Raw genomic sequence first — 15,751 nt, 5'->3', positions numbered from 1 at the left:
GGAGGCCGCGCCGCTCCGTTGAAGGGGTATGCCCTATCCCCTGACGCACGCGATGGCGACGACGCTGCCGCCGGGCTCCGACGGTCGGGTGATGGTCGTCGTCGCCCATCCCGACGACGAAACCATCGGAGCCGGCGCCCAACTCGGCCGCTTTGCCCACACTCTCATCGTCCATGTCACCGATGGCGCGCCGCGCACCGGGCCGGACGCGCGGAACGCCGGCTGCGCCACCTGGCAGGACTACGCCGCGTTGCGCCGGCGTGAGATGGAGACGGCGATAAGCCTTGCCGGAGTGCCCGCCGGCCGGCTGCGCGGGCTTGGCTTCGCCGACCAGCAGGCGTCCTTTCACATGGCCGACGCGGCGCGGCGCCTTGCGGTGCGGATCGCCGACTGGCGGCCCGACGTGGTGCTGACCCATTCCTATGAGGGCGGACATCCCGACCACGATGCCACGGCCTTCGCAGCGCACGCCGCGCTGGCACTGATACGCCGGTACGGGTGCGCGTGTCCGGCACTGGTCGAGATGGCCTACTACCACGGCGGCGCCGCGGACGGAGTCACCCGGTTTCAGGAGTTCCTGCCGCTGGATGGTGTGCCGGTCCGCACCGTCCGGCTCGACGCGGAGCAGCGCGCTTTGAAGCGGCGGATGCTCGGCGCTCACGCCAGTCAGGCCCGCACGCTGGCGCCTTTCCGTGACGATGTGGAGCGCTACCGCACCGCGCCGGCCTATGACTTCACCCGCCCGCCGCACGCCGGCCAACTGAACTACGAGCGCTTCGACTGGGGCATGACGGGCGAGCGCTGGCGAGCGCTGGCTGCAGATGCCCTGGCCGCGCTGGGCCTGGAGGGCACCGCATGGTGTTGACGGTGCTCAGCGTCGCCTATCCCCTGGCCCGCGTCGGCCCCGGCGCGGTGGGCGGAGCCGAACAGGTGCTCGGCACGCTCGACCGCGCGCTGGTGGCGGCCGGTCACCGCTCGCTGGTGGTTGCCTGCGAGGGCTCGCGCGTCGCCGGCACGCTGCTGCCGGTGCCGGCACCGCCCGACCGCATCGACGAGGCCGCCACCGCCGCCCAGCACGCCGCCGTCCGCCGCGCCATCCACGAGGCGCTTGTCCTCCATCCCGTGGGCCTCGTCCATCTGCATGGCATCGACTTCGCCGCCTATCTGCCGCCGCCGGGCGTGCCGGTTCTGGTGACCCTGCACCTGCCGCCGGGCTGGTACCCGCCGGACATCTTCGCGCCGGCCCGGCCGGACACCCACCTCGTCTGCGTGTCGGCCTCGCAGCAGCGCGCCTGCCCGCCGGGCGCCCCGCTGCTGCCGTACATCGGCAACGGCGTGGACATCGACCGCCTGTCCATCCGCCTGACCAAGCGGCGCTTCGCGCTGACGCTCGGGCGGGTCTGCCCGGAGAAGGGCTTCCACCTCGCCCTGGACGCCGCGCGGCGCGCCGGACTGCCGCTGCTGATCGCCGGCCGGGTCTTCCCTTACGAGGTGCACGAGCGCTATTTCGCCGCCGAGATCCGGCCCCGCCTGGGCACCACGTGCCGCTTCCTCGGCCCCATCGGCGGCGCCCGCAAGCGCCGCCTGCTGGCCGCCGCGCGCTGCCTGATGGTGCCGAGCCTCGCGCCGGAAACCAGTTCGCTGGTGGCGATGGAGGCCATGGCGAGCGGCACGCCGGTGGTGGCGTTCCGCAGCGGCGCTCTGGCCGAGATCGTCGAGCCCGGTGTGACCGGCTTCCTGGTCGAACCGGGCGACGTCGCCGGCATGGCGGAGGCGATGCGCGCCGCCGGCCGCCTCGACCCCGATGTCTGCCGCGCCACCGCGCGGGCGCGTTTCGCGGCGGATCGAATGGCGCGCCGCTATCTGGGCCTCTACCGCCAACTGGCCCGGCGGACGGAGGCGGCCTGATGCGGATCGTCGCGGTGCGGACGCTGCCGGCGTTGCAGGCGCTGGCGCCAGCCTGGGCGGCGCTGTGGCGGCGCGTGCCGGACACCACCCCGTTCCAGCACCCGGCGTGGCTGGTGCCCTGGTGGCGCGCCTTCGCCCATGGCGCGTTGTGGGTGCTGGCGCTGCACCAGGGCGACCGTCTGGCCGGGGTGCTGCCGCTGTACCGGGAGGAGGACGGCACGCTTCTGCCGCTCGGCGTCGGCACCACCGACTGGCTCGACGCGCTGGTCGAGGAGGGCGTGCCGCTGGCCCCGCTGATCGCGGCGCTGCCGGGCCTGACCGGCTGCACGCGGGTGGAGTTCCCCGGCTTTCCGGACTGGTCCCCCCTGCGCCTTCTGCCGACGCCGCCCGGTGCGCGGGAGGAGGCCGGGCCTGACGAGCCGCGCCCGGTCCTGCCGCTGCCGGCCGCGCTGCCGGCGAGCCAAGTCCGCAACCTGCGCCACACCCGCAACCGCGCGCTCCGCACCGGCGCGGTGGAGGTGGAGACCGCCACGCCCACCACCGCCCCGGCCCTGCTGGAGGCGCTGTTCCGCCTGCACGCCGCCCGCTGGGCCGAGCGGGGCGGGCAGGGCGTGCTGGCCGATCCGGCGGTGCGGGCGTTCCACCGCGCCGCGGTGCCGGCGCTGGCCGAGGCGGGGTTGCTGCGGTTGTACGGCCTGCGCATCGGCGGGCGGCTGGCCGCGGTGCATTACGGGCTCGGCGACGGGCGGCGGGCCTATTACTACCTCGGCGGCTTCGATCCGGAGCTGGCGCCGCTCGGCCCCGGCGTGCTGCTGCTCGGCCATGCCATCGACGCGGCGGCGGGCGAGGGGGGGCGCGAGTTCCACTTCCTGCGCGGGCGGGAGCCCTACAAATACGCCTGGGGCGCCGTGGATCGGCCCGGTTGGGTGCGGCGCTTCCGCTTCGCGACAGAGGAGCGCTGACGATGGCCTGGCAGATCGGCGTGCGGTGGACCATCGGCGACGTGAGCCCGCAGGGCTTCGAGGCGTTGCGCCTCTCGGTTTGGGGGGCGTGGCGGCTGTTCGGGGCGGAGGCGGCCTACACCGTCGTCGTCAACTCGCTGCCGGTGGGCGAGGCGCAGGCGCGCACCGGCTCCCTGCCGGCGGAGGTGGAGTGGCGGCCGGCCGGACCGCTTCCCGATCGGCTGCGCCGGCACCTGGACGACGGCATGGCCGAAGGGGTGGCCTGGAAATTCGCCCCTTTGCGCTGCTTTCCCGACCGCTACGAACTGTCGCTCGACAACGACTGCATCCTCTGGGGCCTGCCCGACGCGGTGCGGGCGTGGCTGGACGAAGACACGCCGCGCTGCCTGATCGCCGGTGACGTGGAACTGGCGCTCGGCGCCTTCGCCGGGCTGACCCGGCCGGAACCGCGCAACACCGGCATCCGCGGCCTGCCACCGGGCTTCGACCTCGACGCGGCGCTGGCGGCGGTGCTGGAGCGCCATCCCGTGCCGCTCGCCTCGGAACTGGACGAGCAGGGCTTGCAGGTGGTGGCGCTGGACCTCGGGCGGCCGGCGCATGTGGTCTCGACGCGGGAGGTGTCGATCTGCTCGCCGCTGTGGCCGAAGAGGCCGGAGCTGGGGCGGGTGGGCGCGCACTTCGTCGGGCTCAACAGCCGCAACCTGCCCTGGACCTACTACGGCCGCCCGGCCACGGAGTGGGTCGCCGAGAACTGGCGCCGCCATCGCCCGGACCTGCACCGCTGCGTCGGACTGGAGATCCCCGCATGAGCCTCGGACGCATTTCCATCACCGTCGAAGCGGTGATCCGCCCGGCGGAGGCCGCCGACCTGCCGGCGCTGGAGTGGATGGGCCTCTACACCCCCCACCGGTCGATCATCGCCGAGGCGTTCGCCGCCCAGCAGCGCGGCGACGGGCTGATGCTGCTGGCGCTGACCAACGGCTTTCCGGTCGGGCAGGTGTGGATCGACGTCGCGCGCAAGCGGGCGGAGGGGATCGCGGTGCTGTGGGCGGTGCGCAGCTTTCATCCCCTGCACGGCGCCGGCATCGGCCGGCACCTCCTGGAGGCCGCCGAGCGTGAGCTGCGCCGCCGCGGCATCCGGCGCGCCGAAATCGGCGTCGAGCGTAGCAACGACGGCGCACGGCGCCTGTACGAACGGTTGGGCTGGCGCGTCGTCGGGCCTCTGGCCGAGGTCCAGCGATGCGTCACGCCCGAGGGGGATGTGGTCGAGGAGCGGTTGGAGGAGTGGCTGATGGGCAAGGACCTCGGCACTGCGTAAGCGGCTTGCCCCCACCCCTCACGCGTGATGCATCACTTCGCCCAGCGCCTGCACCAGCTCCGCGGGGCCGACCGGCTTGTGCAGCAGGCGGCAGCCCAGCGAACTGGCTTCGCGCAGGCGTTCCGGCGCGGTGTCGCCGGTGATGATGACGCCCGGCACGTCCCAGCGGCGGCGCACCAGCTCCACCACGGCCTGCCCGGTGCTGCCGCCGGGCAGGCGGTAGTCGGTCACCAGCACGTGCGGTCGGTTGCGCAGGCGGGGGAGTCGCGTCGCCAGTTCCTCGGTCGAGCCGACGGCGACCACCCGCACGCCCCAGCGCTTCAGCATCATGCTCAGGGCAAGGCGGACCGCCTCGTCGTCCTCGACCAGCAGCACCGTCCGTCCCTTCAGCCACGCCGCCGTCGTGGTGTTGAAGACGGAGATCGCCGGGCGCACCGCCTGCGGCGTACGGGCGCACGGGACCGCGATGGAGAAGACCGAGCCGCGCCCGACCTCCGACCGCACGGACACCTCCAGCCCCAGCAGCCGGGCAATGCGCGAGACGATGGACAGGCCCAGGCCGAACCCGTGCGTGGGGTTGCGCTCAGGGTTCTTGAGCTGGCGGAACTCCTCGAAGATGGTGCCGCGCGCCTCCGGCGGGATGCCCGGCCCGTTGTCCCACACCTGGAAGTCGAGCCTATCGCCGCGGTGCCGGCACCCCAGCAGCACCCGCCCGCGGTCGCCTTTCGCGCCGCCATGCGGCCCGCCATGCGCAATGGCGTTGGACAGCAGGTTGCGCAGCACGCGCTCCAGCAGTTGCGGGTCGGTGACGACCGGCGTGGTCGAGGGCACGCACCGCAGTTCCACCCCCACTTCCTCGGCCACACCGTGGAACTCCGCGCTCAGCCGGCGCATCACCTCGTCCGCCGTGGTGTCGACGATGGTGACGTCCACCGCCCCGGCCTCCAGCCGCGACAAGTCGAGCAGGCCGCTCAGCATGCCGTTCAGGCTCTCGATGGAAGCCTTCAACAGGTCCAGCGCCTCCACAGCACCGGGATTGGAGCCGATGGACGCGCGCAGCACATAGGCGTAAAGGGCGGCCGCCTGGATCGGCTGGCGCAGATCGTGGCTGGCGGCGGCGAGGAAGCGCGTCTTCGCCTGATTGGCGTTTTCCGCCTCCTCCTTGGCCCGGCGCAGCGTTTCCTCCATCGCCTTGCGGTCGCTGAGGTCGAGGGAGAGGCCAATGATCCGGGCCGGCCGCCGGCCGGTGGGTTCGCGCTCCGTGACGCGGCCCAGGCTGGCGATCCAGCGCACGCCGCGGCGGGGGTGGCGGATGCGGAAGTCGGTGCAGATCTCGTCGTCCGTGCCGGTGAGGATGGCTTTCAGCGTCCGCTGCACCGCCGGAAGATCCTCCGGCAGCACCATGGACAGCCAGCGCTCCATCGACGGGGGGCCGCCGCCCCGGTCAAGCCCCATGAGGTCGTAGCACTCCGGCGACCAGGTGAGGCGGTTCGTCCCCACCTCCCAATCCCAGGCGCCGGCACCGGCGCATTTCTGCGCGAAGCGCAACTGCTCCTCACGGCTGCGCAGGGCGGCGTTCGCCTGCGCCAGTTCGGCGGTGCGCGCATCGACCCGCTGTTCCAGGTCGGTGTTGGCGCGCGACAGCTCCTCGGTGAGGACCTGAAGCTCCTCGTAGGAGGTCTGAAGCTCCTCGGTGAGGTAGGCTTCCTCCTGCCCGATGGCGCTCAGCCGGCTGTCGGCGCGGCCGAGCGCCTCGCGCAGCCCCGCCGCCTCCGCTTCGGTGCGGGCGAGACGAAGGCGCAGGTCGGCGATCTGCTGCCGCAGCCCGGCCAGTTCCTTTTCGGCTTCGGCGCGCTCCTCGGCCAGGAGGCGCGCTTCCTCCTGCGCGTCCTCGGCGGCGACCAGCGCCTGCTCCAGGCTCTGGTCCAGTGTCGCGATGCGCCGGCACAGCGCCTCGTGGTCCCGGTCACCGTCCTGAACAGACGTGGTGTTCACCGTTACGCCTCCCCGGGCCTGTTTGCGCTGGTACGATGGCATGTCCCGTCCAACAGCGCAGTCCGGGAAACGTTGTAGGCCGAAAGCCGAGATTTATTCCGGTCCCGCCTGTTGATCATGGAATATGGACAAGCAACACATCCTGGTGATCGGCGCGTCGGCTGGCGGCGTCACGGCGTTGCGGCGGCTGTTCGCCGGCGTGCCGGCGGGTGTGTCGGCGACGGTCTTCGTCGTGCAGCACGTCGCCGCCAGTGCTCGCAGCCAACTGCCGCAATTGCTGGCGCGCGCTGGATGGCTGCCCGCCTTCCATCCCAGGGATGGCGAACCGGTGCGGCCGGGCTGGATTCACGTCGCCCCGCCGGACCGCCATCTGCTGGTCCACGACGGCATGGTGCTGGTGCGCCGTGGTGCCCGCGAGAACCGGACCCGCCCGGCCATCGACCCGCTGTTCCGCTCCGCCGCGGTGGCGTACGGCCCGCGGGTGATCGGCGTGGTGCTGAGCGGCTTGCTCGACGACGGAGCCGCCGGCCTCCGGGCGGTGAAGCGTTGCGGCGGTGTCGCCGTGGTGCAGGACCCCGATGATGCCGAATGGCCGGACATGCCGCGCAACGCGCTGGCTCACGCGGACGTGGACCACTGCGTGCCGCTGGACGTGATGCCGGGCCTGCTCGCCCGCCTGCTCGCCGAGCCGGCGGGGCCGGCGGTCGCAATTCCCGAGGACATCGTGGCGGAGGCCGGCATCCCCGAAAAGGAGTTCGACACCGTGCCCGACGACACCAACGCGGTCGGGCGGCCGAGCACGCTCAGCTGTCCGGATTGCGGCGGCAATCTGTCCGAAATCGCCGATGGTACGCTGCTGCGCTATCGCTGCAAGGTCGGCCACGCCTACAGCCCCGAGGCGCTGGCCGAAGCGCACAACGATGCGGTCGAGCGCGCGCTGTGGGTGGCGCTGCGCACCCACGAGGACCGCGTGATCCTGTTCGAGCGCCTTGCCGAAAACGCGCGGGAGCGCGGCCACGGCCGGGTCGCCGAAAGCTGGGCGTCTTCGGCGCAGGAAGCCCGGCAGAGCGTCGACTTGCTGCGTGGTGTGCTGACCGGCAATGCCGGGACGGCGAACGGCGATGCTCCCCCGGCGCGGCGCAAGGACCGGGCCGCGGAATGATGTCCGTCCTTTTCAGGGCGTGCCGGGATTCGGTACTGAAGCCCCCGACTCTTCGAAAGCCTGCTGGCTTCGCCGGCACCGGTCTTCGGTCCCCGCCTGAATTTTTATGAACCGCGCGGATATATCCTTGCTCTGCTGGCGCAGCAGCAGGCTCCTGGCGCGCATCCGTTCGGAAAGATCGGTGCAGGTGTGCGCCAGACGATTCACGTCCTCGATAGCGATTTTCGCCTGCTCGATGAGAGCCCGGTTGCGCAGCAGGAGTTCGTCGCAGGTGCGGACGGGGTGTTCCTCTGACCGGGACACGTGATCCTCCCTCGGTCAAGGCGTGAGCACACGTATCTCTCTGTCACCCACAGCCGGGGTCATGGTGGGCAATAGGCACAGGATAGAGTGTTTTGCCGTACCTGCAAACTGCGAGAAGGAGTGGGCAGGGCAGAAGCTGGCCATTCAACGTCCGATATACCGGGAAGACACGGCCATACTCGCGTCGATCGCTTCCCTTGTCTTGGCCCGAGCATCCTCGAACCGGAGCCGCTCCTCCTGAACAAGAGAGATCAGCGCCGTGGTGCGCGCCGAGAGCCAGAGGTTTCTGATGTGTGCCGGTGCAGGTGCCGGGTCGAACCGGCCACGCATGCGGCGAGCCTCCTCGACGGTGTGTCGCGCCAGTTCCATCAGCTCGCGGTGGCGGGAGAGGCGTTCGCGTTCCTGATCGTCCATGGCTTCCCCCTTGGCTGGATGTATCACGTTGAGACTTGGCCGTGATACGGCAGGGGCTACGAAAGAGAGGCGGGCGAGTCCATGCTCGCCCGCAAGAGTTGGCCCGAAACGAATGCACTCACATACCAAACCTAACTACGAGAAAAACTGTGACGCGTTGCGCGAGATCGGTCAATGGGTGGATTTTCGCGCTATACGGAATATCCACGAAGCATCAAATCAAGGGAGAAGCTTAAGCAATAATGTTTTTCGTGCGCAATAATATTGTTTTGCGTCGCCGCGACCGGGGGTGAGAGGGTTTCCCTTGGTCAAGTTTTGGAGATATCCAATGGCTGGAATGTGCTGGAAAATCACCGACGCAGGAATGAGGCGCAGAGTCTCATTCCCCCTGTCCAATCGCTTGGTAGCTCTTCTTCCTCGGGGAACAGCCTTAGCGCCGGCGTCTCACTTCCCCGCGGACATCTCCCGGCTGTCGGCGGCGCCCAGGCGCTGGCGCTCGGTGGTGTCGTGGACGATCGCCACCAGAATCGGCGGCTGCTCGCCGTTGAAGTGCTGGAGGCAGACCTCCACCGGGTAGACGCCGCGATGGCGGCTCTCCATGGTCGCCTCGAAGACGACCTCCTGCTTCTCGCCCGACAGCAGCGGCGCCACCAGGCGCTGGAATCGCTCCGCCGTCACCTCCGGCATCAGGTCGTAAACGGCGCGCTGCTTCAGCTGGTCCAGCGACAGGCCCAGCTTGGTCTCCGCCCCGCGGTTGACCAGCAAAAAGCGGAAGTTGACGGAATCGAGGATATACACCTCATTGAGCGATTCGCCGATGATGCGGCCGAGATACCCGGTGAAGGCTTCGGTCCGCGTCTGCTCGGTGATGTCCTCGACGATGAGGACGACGCCGCGCGTTTCCTTGCCCTCGTAGAGCAGCGGCGACAGCCGCACGCGGCAGGTCACCGGGCGTCCGCGGCGGTCCATGGCGTCGAGGATGACGGGCTGTTGCGGCACCTTCTTGTCGAGGATGCACTCCAGTTCGCCACGCAGCCGCTGCACCGGCAGGCCGATGTCGAGGTCGAGGAACGGCTCGCCCTGCATCTCCTCGCTGCGCAGGCCCCACATGTTCTCGCCCCAGCGATTCCACGAGCGCACGCGCAGGTCCTGGTCGAGCACGATGATGCCCACGTCCATGCCGCGCAGGATCGATTCCGAATAGCGACGGTACTCGCCGGACTCTTCGCCCTGGCGGCGCAGCTCCTCGTTGGCGACCTCCAGCTCTTCGTTGGCGGAACGCAGTTCCTCGTTCATGGTCTCCAGTTCCTCGTTGGTGGACTGGAGTTCCTCGTTGGTGGTTTCCAACTCCTCGTTGGTGCTTTGCAGCTCCTCGTTGGTGGTCTCCAGCTCCTCGTTGGAGGACTGAAGCTCCTCGATGGTGGTCTCCAGGCTTTCCTGCGCCGCCTCCAGCTCCTGCTGGAGCAGGAAATTGCGGCTGGTATCGGTGAAGCTCAGCATCGTGGCGAAGGCTTTGCCGTCGCGACCGTAGAGCAGCGACACCTCGATGCTCAGGCGCATCGGCTCGGCGGGCGGGCGGGAGAACTCCTGGTGCTCGATGCGGATCGACCGTCCGGTCTTCTGCACCTCCTCGATGCGCGAGCGCAGCTCGGCCGGACGGTAGGAGACGGCGAGGTCCTGGAACGGCCGGCCGATGTCGGTCTCGGCGATGTCCAGCAGCCGGCGTGCCATGGTGTTGGCGAAGACCAGATGCCCCTCGGTGTTGACCGCCAGATAGGCGGCGGCGCTGCTGTCGACGATGCCCTCCATCAGGCGCGTTTGGAAGTTCGGGCGGCTGTTCGGCAGCTCTGGCGCGATGGTCAGGCTGCCTCCCAGGCTGCGCCGCCACTCCTGCGGCACCTTCTGGAACAGCCGGCTCTTGAGATCGACCGGCTCGAACATCTTGGAGCGCGCAAGCTGCGTCTCCGCCTTGCCGAGGAAGAGGATGCCGTCGTTGACCAGCGCGTAGTGCAGCCGCGGCAGCACCACGTTCTGCGTCTCGCTCTCCAGATAGATCAGCAGGTTGCGGCAGAGCAGCAGGTCGATGCGTGAGATCGGCGCGTCGTGCACGATGTTGTGCCGGCCGAAGATCACGCATTTGCGCAGCTCGCGCTGGAAGACGTAGTGGTTGTTGGTCCGCTCGAAATACTTTTCCAGCAGCGGCGTCGGCACGCTCTCGACGTCGCGCGGAGCGTACATGGCGTGCCGGGCGGTGTTCAGCGCCGCGTCGTCCAGGTCGGTGGCGTAGATCTTCACCTGGTTGCAGAACGCCTCGGTGCCCATCTCCTCGGCGAACAGCATGGCCAGCGAATAGGGCTCCTCGCCCGACGCGCAGCCGGCGCTCCAGATGCGGATGGGGCCACGGTCGGCTTTGCGCGCGACGATCCGCGGCACCACGTCCTTCTTCAAAACCTCCCAGGAGTCCGGGTCGCGGAAGAACGAGGTGACGTTGATCAGCACGGTGTTCAGCAACTCGATGAACTCCTGCGGGTGCACCTCCAGGAAGTCTTGGTAGGACGGGAAGTCCTCGCAGTTCACCTCTTCCATCCGGCGGCGGATGCGGCGCTGCAGGCTGGTGCGCTTGTAGCCGCGGAAGTCGATTCCGCGGCTTTCCTGGATGTGGCGGATCAGCGTCTCGAACTCGGGGTCCGCGGTCGATTTCTGGGGCGACTCTTTGCTGGACATGACGGCGCCGGATTGCTGGATGTGCCGGGCATCATACGGTCCGGGCGGTGCCGGCCTCAAGTCGCCATCAGGCCGGCCCGGATCAGGCTGTCAAGCCGGCCTTCACCGCCATGAGGGCGAGTTGCGTCCGGTTGCGCACCCCCAGGCGCTGCATGATGCTGCGCAAATGAACCTTGATGGTCCCCTCCAGGATGCCCAGCGAGCGGGCGATCTCCTTGTTCGAGCGGCCCTCCAGCAGCAGCATGAGGATCTCGCGCTGGCGCTCCGTCAGCCCCTCGATGGCGACGGCGGAGGGCGTCGGCGTGCCGGCCGCGACCGGCGGCGCCGTAGCGGCGCCCGCCATGGGCGGCAGCGGCGCGTACAGCCCGCCGTTCAGCACGATGGGCAGCGCGTGGTCCAGCACCTCGGCCTCGCCGCCCTTGGGCAGGAAGCCCCGCGCCCCGGCGCGGATGCACGCGGCGATCACCCCGCTGTCGAGCGTGCCGGAGATCACCACCAGCGGCACGCCGTCGAGGACGCGCAGCATCGCCTCGACACCGGGCAGGCCGTTGGCGTCGCCCATCTGGAGGTCGTAGAGCACGGCCGACAGGTGTCCGAGCGACGGCACCAGCCGCCGTGCCTCGGCCAGCGAGCCGGCCTCGAACACCGTGGCATCGGGGAATCGCAGCTTGATCGCCAGCGCCAGCCCGTGCCGGACCAGCGCGTGGTCGTCGACGACGAGGATGCGCGGCGGGAGAGTGTCGGTGGCGGTTTCGGTTTGTCCGTACGAGGTCGCCGCGCGTGCCGGGTCGATGCCGAATCGATGGGTCATTCCCTGGCTCCTTTTTTTTCGTTTCCGAGATGAAATGGACGCTCGGATACGAAAAAGGAACACCTGAAACGGCAAAACGGTTCACGGTGATGCCATGATGAGCTTGTCCGAAGCGATATGGCTTCCGGTTCGAGGCTACGGCCGGGCATTGCGCGTGTTTTTGATATGGCGCGAAACGACGGCGTCCCCAGGCTCGGGGCCTTGCCATTCGTGTCCGCGGGTCTTCCATACACTGGCGGGCGTGCCTGTGCGGCACGCCCGCTTCTTTCATGTCTGCCCAGTGATGCCTGCGCTCAGGCGGCGATCCGGCCGTGCGGCGTGCGGGCGGCGAAGGCCTCCTCCGCCATGCGCAAGGCCGTGCGGCTGGGCGGTGTGCCGTCGCGCTCGGCACGCTCGAAGACCTCCAGGGCGATGCCGCGGATGCGCTCGCAGTCCTTCAGCACGGTGGCGGGATCGTAGCCCGGCCCCTCGTGCGCCACGTCGATCAGGCCACCGGAATTCACCACGAAATCCGGGGCGTAGAGGATGCCGCGGCGGTGCAGGTCGGTGCCGTGCCGCTCCTCGGCCAACTGGTTGTTGGCGGCCCCGGCGATGGCGCGGCAGCGCAGCCGCGGGATGGAGGCGTCGTCGAACACCGCGCCCAGCGCGTTGGGCGAGAGGATGTCCGTCTCGGCGTACAGGATGTCTTCGGGCGCCACGATGCGGGCGCCGAACGCCGCCTCGGCCTGACGCGCCCGCTCGGCGTGGATGTCGCCGACCAGCAGACGGGCACCCGCCGCGTGCAGATAGCGGCACAGCCGGAACCCGACGCTGCCCAGGCCCTGCACGGCGATGGTCAGGCCCTCCAGGTCGCTGCGGCCCAAGGCGTGCTGCGCCGTCGCCAGGATGCCCTGGAACACACCGTAGGCCGTGGCCGGGCAGGGCGCGCCCTCGGCGTCGGCCAAGCCGGCGGCGTAGGGCGTCACCTCGCGGATCACCGCCATGTCGCCGACCGTGGTGCCGACGTCGTCCGCCATGACGTAGCGCCCGTCCAGCCGCGCCACGGCCCGGCCCACGGCGTGCAGCAGCGTGCGAGTCTTGTCGCGGGCCGGATCGCCGATGATCACCGACTTGCCACCGCCGAAGGGCAGGCCGGTGATGGCCGCCTTGTAGGTCATGCCGCGCGACAGCCGCAGCACGTCGCGCACCGCGTCGGCCTCCGAGGCGTAGGGCCACATGCGGCAGCCGCCGAAGGCCGGGCCGCGGCTGGTGTTGTGGATGGCGATGATGGCCCGCAGGCCGGCCTCGGGCTCGTTGACGAAGACGACCTGCTCGTGCTCGCTGAAATCGACCGCGCTGAAGACGCTCATCGTCGCTCTCCTCCAATTGCATGGACAGAGGGTAGCGCGGCGACGGGACGGGAAAATCCGCGACCTTTCGGCGTTCAGTTGCCGGTTTGTGCAACAATCGGCGTCGCCTTGGCCGCTGCGGCGTTCAACTCGTCCAGGAAGGCGCGCAGGATCGCGGTCATCGGACGCGTGGCGTGCACGGCGGCGAGGATGGGTGTCGCGATGGAGGTGAGGTCCGGGCGCACCGGCCGCAGCCGGTCGTGCTGCTCCCAGATGCGCCCGACGTGCCGCGGCAGGAACCCGAGGAACCGGCCGGTCAGCAGCAGGAACGCCATGGCTTCCACGTGGTGCGCCGTGGCGGTGAGGCGGACGGCGGGCCAGTCCCCGCCACCGATCACGCCGGCGAGGTGCCGGCTTTCCGAATGGCTGAGCGAGGCGTATTCGTGGTCGAGCAATTCCCCAGGCTGCACCGTGCCGGCCCGGCCGAACAGCGGATGCCCCACGCCGCAGTACAGGCAGCACGTTTCGGCGTAGAGCGGCGTATAGGCCAGCGGCATCTGGCGGCGCCCGCGTTCCGGAAGCACGCCGACATGCAGCCGGTTGTCCAGCAGCGCCATTTCGATGGCGTCGGGCGCCATGATCACCAGATCGAGATGCACGGCCGGCGCTCGCGCCGCCAGCCGGGTCAGCGCCGGGGTCACCGGCGTGCCGGGATCGCTCACCATGTGGTCGAGCAGGCCGACGTGCAGCGTGCCGACCAGATCGGTGTGCAGGCCGCTCACCTGCGCCCGGAAGTCGTCCACCGACTTGAGAAGCTGCTGGGTGTGGGCGAACAGCGCGGTGCCGTGCTCGGTCAGCTCGAACCCGCTGCGGCCACGCCGGCAGAGCCGCAGGCCCAGGCGCTCCTCCAGATCGGCCATGTGCTTGCTGATGGTCGAGCGGCCGATGCCCAGTTCCACCTGCGCGGCGGCAAAGCCGCCATTCCCGGCGACGGCGCGGAACACCCGCAACAGCCGCAGGTCGATGTCGCTGATCTGGCCGTGGAAGCCCTTGAGTTCGCGCGCCATGACGTCAATCATGGCGCATCAACCACCCGAGGCGTCAATCCACTTTTCCGTTGCGTCAGTCCGCCACACCTCTTCCGGTATAGAGTAAGTCTTTGGCGCACTGGCGCTTGGTCTGCGGCGGGATCAACATTACAGCAACGAAGAAACGCATGGGGGAGGACGCCATGCTTGCTGCCACATCGCCGCCCGTCGCGGAGATCGACTTCGCCCGCCTTGCGCAAGCGTTGATGACCGCCGCGAACGCCGAAGCGACATACACTGTGATGATCACGCCGAGCCTGACGGAGTTCTACCGGGCTCCCGATCTCCAGACGGTTCACGACATCGGCCGGTATCATCTGCCGACGCTCGATCAGATGCTGCGTGCCTGGGGCCTGCCGGAAGTCACGTACGACGGCAACTGCTTCCGCTTCGACCGCACCTGAACATCCGCCGCCGCAAGGGAGGCACTCACATGACCGCCACCGATCAGAAACGGGTCGATCTTCTGCTGCGCGTGCAGCGCCTGACGCGTCACCCCGACGCCGCGGCGACACTGAGCGCCATGCTCGACATGCTGGAGCGGGACTACACCGACCTGCCGGCCGCCGACGTGGCGGCCGAGCGCGCCGTGGAGTTCGCCTTCCGCATGCGGCTGCGCGAATCCGCCCCCGACACATGGTCCACCTTCATGCTGGAAACCCAGGCGGAGACCGAACGCACCCTGGCCTCGTGGAGTGGCCGTCAGCCATAAGACGCTGAGGTTGCGGATATTCCGAGCTATCACCATGTGATGGGATTGCCCACGCAGTCCAGCACCCGCCATGCCCCGCGACCGCCTGCTCTGCCTCGACGCCGAGAGCGTCACCGACCCGGAGCTGCCCGCCGAGGACGAGCCGGAGGCCATGTTCCCCGCCGCCCAGCGCCACCAGCTCGTCGCCATCTCGTTCCTTGAGGCCCGCATCGAGCACGGCCCCGGTGGAGAGCGCTACATCGTCGAGCAGTGCCGCTCCGGCGGCGAGCCCGGCCATGGCGAGGATCTGCTGCTCAAGGGGTTCTGGAAGTTCTTCGGCGCCGGCCTGCCGCGCCTCGTCACGTGGAACGGCAAGGGCTTCGTCATGCCGGTGCTGCGCCAGCGCGCCATGGTATACGGCATTCCGGCCGCTGCGTGGTTCCAGGCGGGGGACAAGTGGAACAACTACGGCCAGCGCTTCACGCCGGACTGGCATTGCGACCTGATGGAGGTGCTGAGCGACTACGGCGCCTCTCCCCGCGTCGGCCTGAAGGACATGGCGGAAGCCGTCGGGCTGCCCGGCAAGATCGAAGGGCGCGGCGCGGACGTGGCCGACAAGGTGCAGCGGGGCGACATCGCCGCGGTGCGGCGCTATTGCGAGACGGACGTGCTGAACATCTTCGGCCTGTACGTCCGCTGGGCGCTGCTGTCCGGCCGTACCGACGCCGAGGGGCACAACGCCAGCATCGACAGCCTCGTGGCGTATCTCGACCGTGAACGGGGCGAAAGGCCCCACCTTGGAGCGTTCCTCGACCAGTGGCGGATGTCGGCGCGGCCGGCACCGATGTCGGTCCCGGCCCCGAAACCGCCCTACCACCCCGCGGAACAGCTGGAGCTTCCCACGCAGAGCCCCCGCGAAAACGGGATCCGGGCCGCGGCGCGCGATTTGTCGCGCCATGCCGCGGAAACGGCCGTCGAACCGAAGAAAACGCAGAACACGACGTGAAAGGAGCCACCACCATCCTCGCCGATGGAGCTACAATGGAC

16 protein-coding genes are annotated in these 15,751 nt (G+C 69.5%); 9 read left to right on the top strand and 7 right to left on the bottom strand.

Features of this window, described 5'->3' with window-relative positions:
• Positions 1 to 28 precede the first annotated feature (28 nt).
• Genes ACSVDD_RS04205 through ACSVDD_RS04185 form a run of 5 tightly spaced genes read left to right on the top strand, consistent with a single transcriptional unit; the run spans position 29 to position 4,188 of the window.
• Positions 29 to 865, top strand: a complete 837-nt coding sequence (locus ACSVDD_RS04205; RefSeq protein WP_448188028.1) for a PIG-L deacetylase family protein — start codon at positions 29 to 31, stop codon at positions 863 to 865.
• A complete protein-coding gene (locus ACSVDD_RS04200) occupies positions 856 to 1,908 on the top strand; it encodes a glycosyltransferase (RefSeq protein WP_448188027.1) in 1,053 nt (350 codons plus the stop codon). The genes ACSVDD_RS04205 and ACSVDD_RS04200 overlap by 10 nt, the downstream gene beginning before the upstream one ends.
• Positions 1,908 to 2,870 (top strand): GNAT family N-acetyltransferase, encoded by a 963-nt coding sequence (locus tag ACSVDD_RS04195; RefSeq protein WP_448188026.1) that lies wholly within the window; start codon positions 1,908 to 1,910, stop codon positions 2,868 to 2,870. Before ACSVDD_RS04200 ends, ACSVDD_RS04195 begins: the two co-directional genes overlap by 1 nt.
• Before the next feature lie 2 nt (positions 2,871 to 2,872).
• Positions 2,873 to 3,679: a hypothetical protein gene (locus ACSVDD_RS04190; RefSeq protein WP_448188025.1), complete on the top strand. Its 807-nt coding sequence runs from the start codon at positions 2,873 to 2,875 to the stop codon at positions 3,677 to 3,679.
• The gene (locus tag ACSVDD_RS04185; RefSeq protein ID WP_448188024.1) at positions 3,676 to 4,188 is read left to right on the top strand and encodes a GNAT family N-acetyltransferase; all 513 of its coding nucleotides are present in this window, start codon (positions 3,676 to 3,678) and stop codon (positions 4,186 to 4,188) included. Before ACSVDD_RS04190 ends, ACSVDD_RS04185 begins: the two co-directional genes overlap by 4 nt.
• 18 nt (positions 4,189 to 4,206) lie before the next feature.
• Here the strand turns inward: ACSVDD_RS04185 and ACSVDD_RS04180 are convergent, their stop codons facing one another.
• Entirely contained in the window at positions 4,207 to 6,183 is a 1,977-nt protein-coding gene (locus ACSVDD_RS04180; protein ID WP_448188023.1) for an ATP-binding response regulator, read from the bottom strand.
• Between the two features lie 124 nt (positions 6,184 to 6,307).
• Between ACSVDD_RS04180 and ACSVDD_RS04175 the strand changes: the two genes are divergently transcribed.
• Complete coding sequence (locus ACSVDD_RS04175; RefSeq protein WP_448188022.1) at positions 6,308 to 7,345, top strand: chemotaxis protein CheB; 1,038 nt, start codon at positions 6,308 to 6,310, stop codon at positions 7,343 to 7,345.
• A 12-nt stretch (positions 7,346 to 7,357) separates the two neighbouring features.
• On the opposite strand, the gene ACSVDD_RS04170 is transcribed toward ACSVDD_RS04175, so the two are convergent.
• From ACSVDD_RS04170 to ACSVDD_RS04145, 6 genes are all read right to left on the bottom strand, one after another.
• Entirely contained in the window at positions 7,358 to 7,648 is a 291-nt protein-coding gene (locus ACSVDD_RS04170; RefSeq protein WP_448188021.1) for a hypothetical protein, read from the bottom strand.
• Positions 7,649 to 7,792: 144 nt separating this feature from the next.
• A complete protein-coding gene (locus ACSVDD_RS04165; protein WP_448188020.1) occupies positions 7,793 to 8,062 on the bottom strand; it encodes a hypothetical protein in 270 nt (89 codons plus the stop codon).
• Positions 8,063 to 8,506: 444 nt separating this feature from the next.
• Positions 8,507 to 10,786, bottom strand: coding sequence for a CheR family methyltransferase (locus ACSVDD_RS04160; RefSeq protein WP_448188019.1), 2,280 nt, complete (start codon positions 10,784 to 10,786; stop codon positions 8,507 to 8,509).
• An 82-nt stretch (positions 10,787 to 10,868) separates the two neighbouring features.
• The gene (locus ACSVDD_RS04155) at positions 10,869 to 11,597 is read right to left on the bottom strand and encodes a LuxR C-terminal-related transcriptional regulator (RefSeq protein WP_448188018.1); all 729 of its coding nucleotides are present in this window, start codon (positions 11,595 to 11,597) and stop codon (positions 10,869 to 10,871) included.
• Positions 11,598 to 11,890: 293 nt separating this feature from the next.
• Positions 11,891 to 12,946 carry a Glu/Leu/Phe/Val dehydrogenase dimerization domain-containing protein gene (locus ACSVDD_RS04150; RefSeq protein ID WP_448188017.1) on the bottom strand — a complete coding sequence of 352 codons (1,056 nt, stop codon included), beginning with the start codon at positions 12,944 to 12,946 and terminating at the stop codon, positions 11,891 to 11,893.
• 74 nt (positions 12,947 to 13,020) lie between these two features.
• Complete coding sequence (locus tag ACSVDD_RS04145; protein WP_448188016.1) at positions 13,021 to 14,004, bottom strand: LysR family transcriptional regulator; 984 nt, start codon at positions 14,002 to 14,004, stop codon at positions 13,021 to 13,023.
• A gap of 152 nt (positions 14,005 to 14,156) precedes the next feature.
• Between ACSVDD_RS04145 and ACSVDD_RS04140 the strand changes: the two genes are divergently transcribed.
• The 3 genes from ACSVDD_RS04140 to ACSVDD_RS04130 all read left to right on the top strand — a co-directional run bounded on the left by ACSVDD_RS04140 (position 14,157) and on the right by ACSVDD_RS04130 (position 15,710).
• A complete protein-coding gene (locus ACSVDD_RS04140; protein ID WP_448188015.1) occupies positions 14,157 to 14,417 on the top strand; it encodes a hypothetical protein in 261 nt (86 codons plus the stop codon).
• Positions 14,418 to 14,446: 29 nt separating this feature from the next.
• Positions 14,447 to 14,725: a hypothetical protein gene (locus ACSVDD_RS04135; protein WP_448188014.1), complete on the top strand. Its 279-nt coding sequence runs from the start codon at positions 14,447 to 14,449 to the stop codon at positions 14,723 to 14,725.
• Positions 14,726 to 14,795: 70 nt separating this feature from the next.
• Positions 14,796 to 15,710: a 3'-5' exonuclease gene (locus ACSVDD_RS04130; protein WP_448188013.1), complete on the top strand. Its 915-nt coding sequence runs from the start codon at positions 14,796 to 14,798 to the stop codon at positions 15,708 to 15,710.
• Positions 15,711 to 15,751: the final 41 nt, after the last annotated feature.

This window comes from Azospirillum terrae, from assembly GCF_053470425.1.
The sequence above is the reverse complement of the archived record's forward strand: the minus strand, read 5'-3'. Positions and strand labels throughout refer to the sequence as shown.